Below are 8265 nucleotides of genomic sequence, written 5' to 3'. Positions count from 1 at the left end.
CCAGTTCTCACTGGAGGTTTTGATTAAATTACTTTAGTTTTGATTTACGAAAAGGGATAATTCGTATAAAATTGAATTATAATATAAAGAAAATAGGTGAAACGTATGAGAAAAAGACTTTTAATGACTAGTTTGGTTTTATTAGGCTTAGGTTTAACTGCATGTGGTAATAAAGAAAAAGCAGATACAAAAGATACGACAGCAACCTCATCAACAAAAGTGGAAGCATCTAAAGAATCAGAAGCAAAACAAGAAGTGGATGAAGCGACGTTTAAAGGTGTTATCTCTGAAAATCCAACATTAGATGAAGAAACAGTTTCTTTAACCTTTGACAAAGTTGAAGCAGTTTCAGACCCTGATAAGATTCTTGATACCTTAAATGCTAGTGGTGTAACGCTTTTAGCACCTACTAAAGCTTTAGACGGTTTTAAAGCTGAAGATCTTGATGTAGGAAGTACGATTGAGTTTACGATTGAATCACCTGCAGCAATGACTTATTCAATCCCGCCGCAAATTGCTGGAAATTCAATTAAAATGATTAAAGTAGTTGACTAATAAAATAAGTTTTGGAAAAAGGTATAGAGGCTGACAGTTGAGTCAGTCTCTTTTTTTGTATTCTATTTAAAACATAACGAACTATATTTGTTTTTGTAAGTGAAATTGTTCGAATTTTATTGAAAACTTAAGGCGATACCTGTATGATAAGAGAATAATAATAAAAGGGAGTTTGATTATGGGCAATTATTTAGTTTTACAGACAGATTTTGGTTTAGTAGATGGCGCAGTAAGTGCTATGTATGGTGTGGCTTACACAGTCAATCCAGATATTTCAATTGAAAATTTAACACATGATATTCCACCTTATGATATTTGGGTAGCTTCTTATCGCTTGTATCAAACAGTCAAATATTGGCCAAAGGAAACCGTTTTTGTTTCTGTAGTGGATCCAGGAGTAGGTAGTGAGAGAAAGAGTGTTGTGGCAAAAACAAAATCCGGACATTATATCATTACTCCAGATAATGGCTCTTTAACTCATATTGCTCATTATGACGGCTTAGAGGAAGTTCGCCTAATTGATGAGGTTAAATCTCGTTTACCTCACTCAGAAGAAAGCCATACTTTCCATGGACGTGATATCTATGCTTATAATGGCGCTCGTCTTGCTTCAAAAGAAATTATGTTTGAAGAGCTTGGCAGTGTGATACCAATTGATAGTATTCAACAATTAGAAATCACTGATTCTACTTTAGAAGGAACTATCATGAAGGGTAGTATTGATGTGTTAGACGTTAGATTTGGTTCATTATGGACAAGTATTCCGTCAACCTTCATGAAAGAGACTGAAATCAATCATGGTGACCACTTACAAGTAACTATTTTCCATGAAGATAAAAAAGTATATCAAAATATTATGAAGTTTGCGAAGTCATTTGCTGATGTAAACGTTGGAGAACCACTTGTTTACGTGAATTCTTTAGTGAATTTAGGAGTTGCGGTCAATCAAGATTCATTTTCTGATTTATACAATATTGGTACAGGGAATGATTGGAAGATTGAAATTAGAAAAGCGCCAAAAATTATTTTCGATTAATAAAAGGGGAGAGTTACATGAAAAAAGAATTATCTATTAAAGACATTGTTGCTATTGGGATTGGTGCCGCGGTTTTTGTCATCTTATTCAGATTTATTGCGATTCCATCGGGTTTTCCAAATACTGAAATTCAAGTAGCTTACGGTTTCTTAGCGTTAATGGGGGCTTTGTTTGGCCCGATACCAGCAGCTTTGATCGGTTTTATTGGTCACACAATTAAAGACTTTACGATGTATGGAAATGCTTGGTGGACTTGGATTGTTTGTTCAGGATTAATCGGTTTAGCTTTTGGATTTATTGGTAAAAAATTCAAACTTGAAGAAGGCGTGTTTACTAAAAAAGACATGATTTACTTCAATATTACTCAAGTCATTGCAAATGGCGTGATTTGGGGATTGGTTGCTCCGACATTAGATGTTATAATCTATGCAGAGCCTGCGAATAAAGTATACGTTCAAGGAATTATTAGTTTAATCAATAACAGTGTAGCAACAGGTGTTGTAGGCACGTTATTAATGATTGCTTATGCGGCGTCTCGCACTAAAAAAGGTAGCTTATCAAAAGATTAACATGTATGAAAACCGGATACTGTATTCGGTTTTCTTTCGATTAAAGGAGTAAAAAATGGTAGAAGAACTTATTTCATTTAAAGAGGCTTCATTTCAATATCATAGTCAAGCCAGCCCAACCTTAAAAAAGATTAACGTCTCTATCAATCAGGGGGAGAAAGTCTTAGTAATAGGTGCTAGTGGAAGCGGGAAATCCACTTTTGGCAATTGTTTAAATGGGTTGATTCCAAATATTTATAAGGGTGAGCTGTCCGGAGAAGTTTCTATTAATGGTCATTCTCTAAAAGAAACGGACCTGTTTGACATGTCCTTTCAAGTTAGTACGGTTTTACAAGACACAGATGGTCAGTTTATCGGACTTACCGTAGGAGAAGATATTGCATTTTCTTTAGAGAATGACAATGTTAGTGTTAAAGAAATGCATGAACGCGTGGATAAATGGCTTAAGGAAGTCGATTTAGTTGGATTTGAAAGTCATAAACCTCAAGATTTATCAGGTGGTCAAAAACAGCGCGTTTCCATGGCAGGGGTTTTAGTAGATGAATCACCGATTCTTTTATTTGATGAGCCATTAGCTAATTTAGATCCAAGAGCTGGTCTTGAAGCCATGGAATTAATTGATCAAATTCATGAAAAAACCAATAGCACAGTGATTATTATCGAGCATCGTTTAGAAGATGTGTTGTGGATTGAGATGGACCGAGTGTTACTCTTTGATGACGGTCAAATTGTAGCAGATGTGACACCAGATGAATTATTAAGAGGGAATCTCTTACAAGAATATGGGATTAGAGAACCTCTTTACTTAACTAGTATGAAATACGCAGGGATTTCTTTAGAGGATTCACCACGTTTAGATCATATTAGTTACATCGAACCTGAGAAAGTAACAGCTCTTATGGAAAGTTGGAGTGTTTCCCATCAGGAAAAAGTCAAAATACCTGCAGGAAATCCTTTGCTTGTTTTAGACAAAGTGACTTATGCCTATCCTGGTCAATCAAAGAACGTTCTTGAAGACGTGAGTGTTACGATTCATCAAGGTGAGATGATCAGTTTAGTCGGGAAAAATGGTGCAGGTAAATCAACTTTAGCGAAAGCTATTTGTGGATTTGCTGATGCCGCCGGACAAATGTCTTGGCAAGGACGAGACATGACAGGGGATTCGATTAAAGAGCGAGCAGATCGTATTGGGTACGTGATGCAAAACCCTAACCAAATGATTTCGAAAAAAATGATTCGAGAAGAGGTTGCTCTTGGTTTAGTGTTACGAGGTGTTTCTCAAACGACGATTGATGAAAAAGTCGATGATGTCTTAAAAGTATGTGGTCTTTATCCCTTTAGAAACTGGCCAATCTCAGCCTTAAGTTATGGTCAAAAGAAACGGGTAACAATTGCTTCTATCTTAGTATTGGAGCCTGAGGTAATTATTTTAGATGAACCAACAGCAGGCCAAGATTACAAGCACTACACAGAAATTATGAGCTTTTTAGAAGGTATCAATCAATCAGGTATCACTGTTATTATGATTACCCATGATATGCATTTGATGCTAGAATATACAGACCGTTGCTTAGTTTTAGGTGACGGAAAATTAACAGCAGATACAACTCCAGTTGAATTATTAACTAACACTGAGTTGATTGACTCTTCTTCTTTAAAAGAAACGAGTTTGTTTACTTTTGCTAAGCATTTGAAGATGAAAGATCCTATTTCTTTTGTTAGTAAATTTACTGCTTATGATCGTGAGGTGAGAGTTAAATGAGTCAACATCAAATGGTTGGTTATATGCCAGGTGACACGTTTATTCACCGTTTAAGTGGAACAACCAAATTATTAGCCATGATTCTTATCTCAGTTGCTTGTATGACAACTTATGACACTCGCTTTTTACTAGCAACTAGTATCTTTTCTTTAGTCTTGTTTAAAGTCTCTCATATTAAATGGTCAGATATCTCTTTTATTGTGAAGTTTATTGCTGTCTTTTCTATTTTAAATATTTTGGCAGTTTATTTATTCTCACCAGAGTATGGTACGGTGATTTATGGGAGTCGCCACGTTTTAGTAGAAGGTGTAGGGCGTTATAGCATTACTCAGGAACAGTTGTTTTATGAGTTTAACTTGATATTAAAATACATCAGCTCAATTCCCTTTGTCTTGCTTTTTTTACTCACAACCAATCCAAGTGAGTTTGCTTCTAGTTTGAATAAAATTGGTGTTAGTTATAAAATTTCTTACTCAGTTGCTTTGGCTATTCGTTACATACCTGATATTCAAGTAGCTTATTACGATATTTCTGCTTCTCAACAAGCAAGAGGTTACGAAATTAGTAAAAAAGCATCGATTGGTAAACGTGTTAAAGGAGCTATGCAAATTGTCTTTCCTTTAATACTATCTAGCCTTGAGCGAATTGAAGTCATAAGTACAGCGATGGAATTACGTCGATTTGGTCGAGATAAAAAAAGAACATGGTACTCTGAAAAGAAATTTACTAAGAATGACTTTTTAGTGATTGCTTTTGCCATTGTTGTCACATTATTAAGTTTTGTTTTAATCTATACAAATGGTAGCCGTTTCTATAATCCGTTTCAATAAACAAAAAACACGTTAAGAATAATGTCTTGATGTGTTTTTTGTTGCGATTGTCATAAGGAAATGATTAATGAAAAAAATCACTCTGAAATAACTATTTCATATGACACAAAAGCAAAATAGATGATACAATGAGAAAGACATTTTAGATAAAGAGAGGGTTACATCAGTGAGCGAATTTTTAAATGTAGGAAAAATTGTTAATACCCAAGGCATCAAAGGAGAAGTCCGCGTCATTTCAAAAACAGACTTTTCAGAAGAACGTTATCAAAAAGGCAATACCTTATTTTTATTCCAAGAGAATAAGCAACCGATTACCTTAACGATTAAGAGTCATCGTAAACATAAGAACTTTGATATTTTGAGTTTTGAGGACCATCCAAACATTAATGATGTGGAAAAATACCGTGATGGTATTTTAAAAATTTCAAAAGACTCAGTGGGAGAATTAGAAGAAAATGCTTTTTACTACCATGAAATCATCGGTCTTGAAGTGTTTGATGAGGAAGGTAAACAATTAGGAACAATCAAAGAAATTTTATCACCAGGAGCTAATGACGTTTGGGTGATTGGTCAAAATAAAAAAGGTGAAAAAGATATTTTGATTCCTTATATTGAATCCGTTGTTAAACAAGTAGATGTGGCAAACAATCGTGTGGATGTTGAAATTCCTGAAGGGTTGATTGACTAATGAGAATTGATGTTTTAACGTTATTCCCAAGAATGTTTGAAGGTCCCTTAACTGAATCAATTTTAGGGAAAGCCATTGAAAAAGAGCTGTTAGAAGTGAAAGTGACTAACTTTAGAGATTTTTCAACGAATAAACACAAACAAGTCGATGATTATCCTTATGGTGGTGGGGCAGGTATGTTATTAAAGGTACAGCCGATTGATGATGGCTTAAAAGTCATTCGAGAGGAAGTATCTCACACAAACCAACGAGTTATTTTACTCGATCCAGCCGGAAAGCAATTTAATCAAAAAATGGCTGAAGAGTTCTCAAAAGAAGAGCACTTAGTCTTTATTTGTGGCCACTATGAAGGCTATGACGAACGAATTCGAAGTCTTGTGACAGATGAGGTCTCTCTTGGTGATTACGTCTTAACAGGTGGAGAACTAGGAGCTATGACAATGATTGATGCGACAGTTCGCTTATTACCTGAAGTATTAGGAAACGACGAATCAGCTGTTGGGGATTCACACTCAACAGGTTTACTGGAACATCCCCAATATACTCGTCCGGCTAACTATGAAGGAATGGAAGTTCCATTTGTCTTAACAAACGGGAACCATAAATTAATTGAAGAGTGGCAACTAAAAGAATCTCTTCGTCGCACACTTCTAAGACGACCAGACATGTTAGACACTTTAGAGATGACAGACGAGATGACTCGCTTGTTAGCTGAAGTGAAAAAAGAAGAAGGATTGTAAAGAAAAAGAGCTTTACACCTAAACTCTTCTATGTTACACTATTTCAGTGAGTGATATCACTCAACAATTACGACATTCCGCTATGTAGGAAATCATATGAGTGTTTTGGAAATAAGGAGAATGTGGAAATGAATCCATTAATCGAAGCAATTACAAACGAACAATTACGTTCTGACATCCCAGCATTTAGACCAGGGGACACTGTACGTGTTCACGCTAAAGTTGTGGAAGGAACTCGCGAACGTATCCAGTTATTTGAAGGTGTTGTTATCAAACGCCGTGGAGCTGGAATCAGCGAAACTTACACAGTACGTAAAATCTCTAATGGTGTTGGTGTTGAACGTACGTTCCCAGTCCACACACCACGTGTTGCACAAATCGAAGTATTACGCTTTGGTAAAGTACGTCGTGCTAAACTTTATTACTTACGTGCATTACAAGGTAAAAAAGCTAGAATTAAAGAAATCCGTCGTTAATGAATGAAGAACCCTTGAGTTTTCAAGGGTTCTTTTTTGTTTTAAATGTTTTAAAAAACGATTGTTGTGTGGGTGGTTCTAAAGAGAACTCAACATGATATTAAAAAAACTTCTATTGTTATAAAAGGACATGATTTTTTGAAGAACATTACATAACTAGTTTACTAAAATAATAAATAAATGAAGAGTGGGCATGAAGAATATAAAGGGTAACAGTTTTAATTAAAGATTATACACAAGACATAAATACATAGATTATAAGTCAGATTAATTTAATTAATAAGTAGGTAGTTTTAATCATCGCCTCTTTAATTAGTAGCTTTTGAATGCTATAATGATTTGTATTAATTTATAAAGGAGAACAATAACTTGAATTATCTTTACTGGAATTCTAACAAAAAAAATAATGATAAATATGTTATTGATTTGGTAATAGAAAATGATATTGATTTTCTAATACTTGCTGAATTCCCTGCAGATGATGTTAATAAACTACTAATTAAAATAAATTTAAATTATTCTAAAAAAATGTATAAACTCCCAATTTTAGCAAATAATAAATTGGTTATTTTTTCTACACTAACGGTATCTCAGTTTGATTATTTAGAGGAATCTAATCATGTTAGATTTTTAAGATTCACTGATTTAGATATTAATATGAAAATAAATTTAGGTATGCTACATTTTCCAAGTAAATTATACAATGGGGAGGATGAATTAAATATGGTGGTTATTGAAACAAATAATATGATTGATCGAATAGACAATAGTGATTTAGAGTCAAAAACTATTTTAATAGGTGATTTTAATATGAATCCTTTTGAAAAAGGTATGCTATCTACAAGTGGGTTTCATGCATTCCCAAGAAAAATTGAAACAGAAAAATTGAAACGAACTGTTCTTTCCGTTGAAAAAAAAATGTTTTATAATCCTATGTGGAAATACTTGATTACTGAGGATAATCCCATCGGTAGTTACTACTATAGTCCTAATAAAGCATATGCATTATTTTGGCAAGTTTTTGATCAAGTATTATTAAGACCAGAATTCATTCCATTTATAAATTTTGTCGGATTAGTAACATCTACGACTAAATATGAATTAATAGCAAAAGGAAAAGTTCCTGATAGATCTATTAGTGATCATTTACCCGTAATTTTGAAATTAAAGGAGCTGTCGGTTGAAAATGGATAATTTATGGACAAATTTACCCGATTTTAAAGAAGTAGAAGAATTACCTCTAGATATTGTAAAAGAACAATCCGATTATCTTGGGAAAGCAACGAATGATTATTTATATTTAGATATATCAAAACATTCAGAAAATGAAAAAGAATTTTTGATGGACTATGATTTTGGTTATAAATGTATTTTGAGAAGTAATATAATGCCTGAATATGGTTTTCGAATATTAGAATTTCAGTATGATATAGATATATTTCCACTAAATTATATAATTAACAATGAGTTACTCCAAGATGAAAAAATTCAGTCAAATAAAATAATTACAAAAGTTAGTACAGAAGTTGTCGATATTACTGAATTTAAAGAATTTTTAAAAGAGACGCTAAATTCTAACAAAATTCAAAATCTTATAAAAAATTTATAT

General features: G+C 33.6%; 10 protein-coding genes. All 10 read left to right on the top strand.

Translation table 11 applies throughout. From position 1 onward, the window contains the following. Positions 1-105 precede the first annotated feature (105 nt). Positions 106-555 carry a substrate-binding domain-containing protein gene (locus DOK76_RS10645; protein WP_206967609.1) on the top strand — a complete coding sequence of 150 codons (450 nt, stop codon included), beginning with the start codon at positions 106-108 and terminating at the stop codon, positions 553-555. A gap of 178 nt (positions 556-733) precedes the next feature. Then, positions 734-1591 carry an SAM hydrolase/SAM-dependent halogenase family protein gene (locus DOK76_RS10640; protein WP_206967607.1) on the top strand — a complete coding sequence of 286 codons (858 nt, stop codon included), beginning with the start codon at positions 734-736 and terminating at the stop codon, positions 1589-1591. A 17-nt stretch (positions 1592-1608) separates the two neighbouring features. Beyond that, positions 1609-2160, top strand: coding sequence for an ECF-type riboflavin transporter substrate-binding protein (locus DOK76_RS10635; protein ID WP_206967605.1), 552 nt, complete (start codon positions 1609-1611; stop codon positions 2158-2160). A 55-nt stretch (positions 2161-2215) separates the two neighbouring features. Further along, positions 2216-3922: an ABC transporter ATP-binding protein gene (locus DOK76_RS10630; protein WP_206967603.1), complete on the top strand. Its 1707-nt coding sequence runs from the start codon at positions 2216-2218 to the stop codon at positions 3920-3922. Next, positions 3919-4752 carry an energy-coupling factor transporter transmembrane component T family protein gene (locus DOK76_RS10625; RefSeq protein WP_206967601.1) on the top strand — a complete coding sequence of 278 codons (834 nt, stop codon included), beginning with the start codon at positions 3919-3921 and terminating at the stop codon, positions 4750-4752. Before DOK76_RS10630 ends, DOK76_RS10625 begins: the two co-directional genes overlap by 4 nt. A gap of 166 nt (positions 4753-4918) precedes the next feature. Then, the gene (gene rimM, locus DOK76_RS10620; RefSeq protein ID WP_206967599.1) at positions 4919-5440 is read left to right on the top strand and encodes a ribosome maturation factor RimM; all 522 of its coding nucleotides are present in this window, start codon (positions 4919-4921) and stop codon (positions 5438-5440) included. Beyond that, positions 5440-6180 (top strand): tRNA (guanosine(37)-N1)-methyltransferase TrmD, encoded by a 741-nt coding sequence (gene trmD, locus DOK76_RS10615; protein ID WP_206967597.1) that lies wholly within the window; start codon positions 5440-5442, stop codon positions 6178-6180. Before rimM ends, trmD begins: the two co-directional genes overlap by 1 nt. A gap of 128 nt (positions 6181-6308) precedes the next feature. After that, positions 6309-6656 (top strand): 50S ribosomal protein L19, encoded by a 348-nt coding sequence (rplS, locus tag DOK76_RS10610; RefSeq protein WP_206967595.1) that lies wholly within the window; start codon positions 6309-6311, stop codon positions 6654-6656. A 369-nt stretch (positions 6657-7025) separates the two neighbouring features. Continuing rightward, complete coding sequence (locus DOK76_RS10605) at positions 7026-7850, top strand: endonuclease/exonuclease/phosphatase family protein (protein ID WP_206967593.1); 825 nt, start codon at positions 7026-7028, stop codon at positions 7848-7850. Beyond that, the coding region (locus DOK76_RS10600) for a hypothetical protein (RefSeq protein ID WP_206967590.1) at positions 7843-8265 on the top strand (423 nt) is incomplete at its 3' end. The genes DOK76_RS10605 and DOK76_RS10600, both read left to right, overlap by 8 nt.

The sequence above is a fragment of the Candidatus Vagococcus giribetii genome (genome assembly GCF_017316185.1).
GTDB classification, from domain to species: Bacteria; Bacillota; Bacilli; order Lactobacillales; family Vagococcaceae; genus Vagococcus; species Vagococcus giribetii.
Note: the sequence above shows the minus strand (reverse complement) of the source record. Positions and strands in the feature narration are given on the sequence as shown.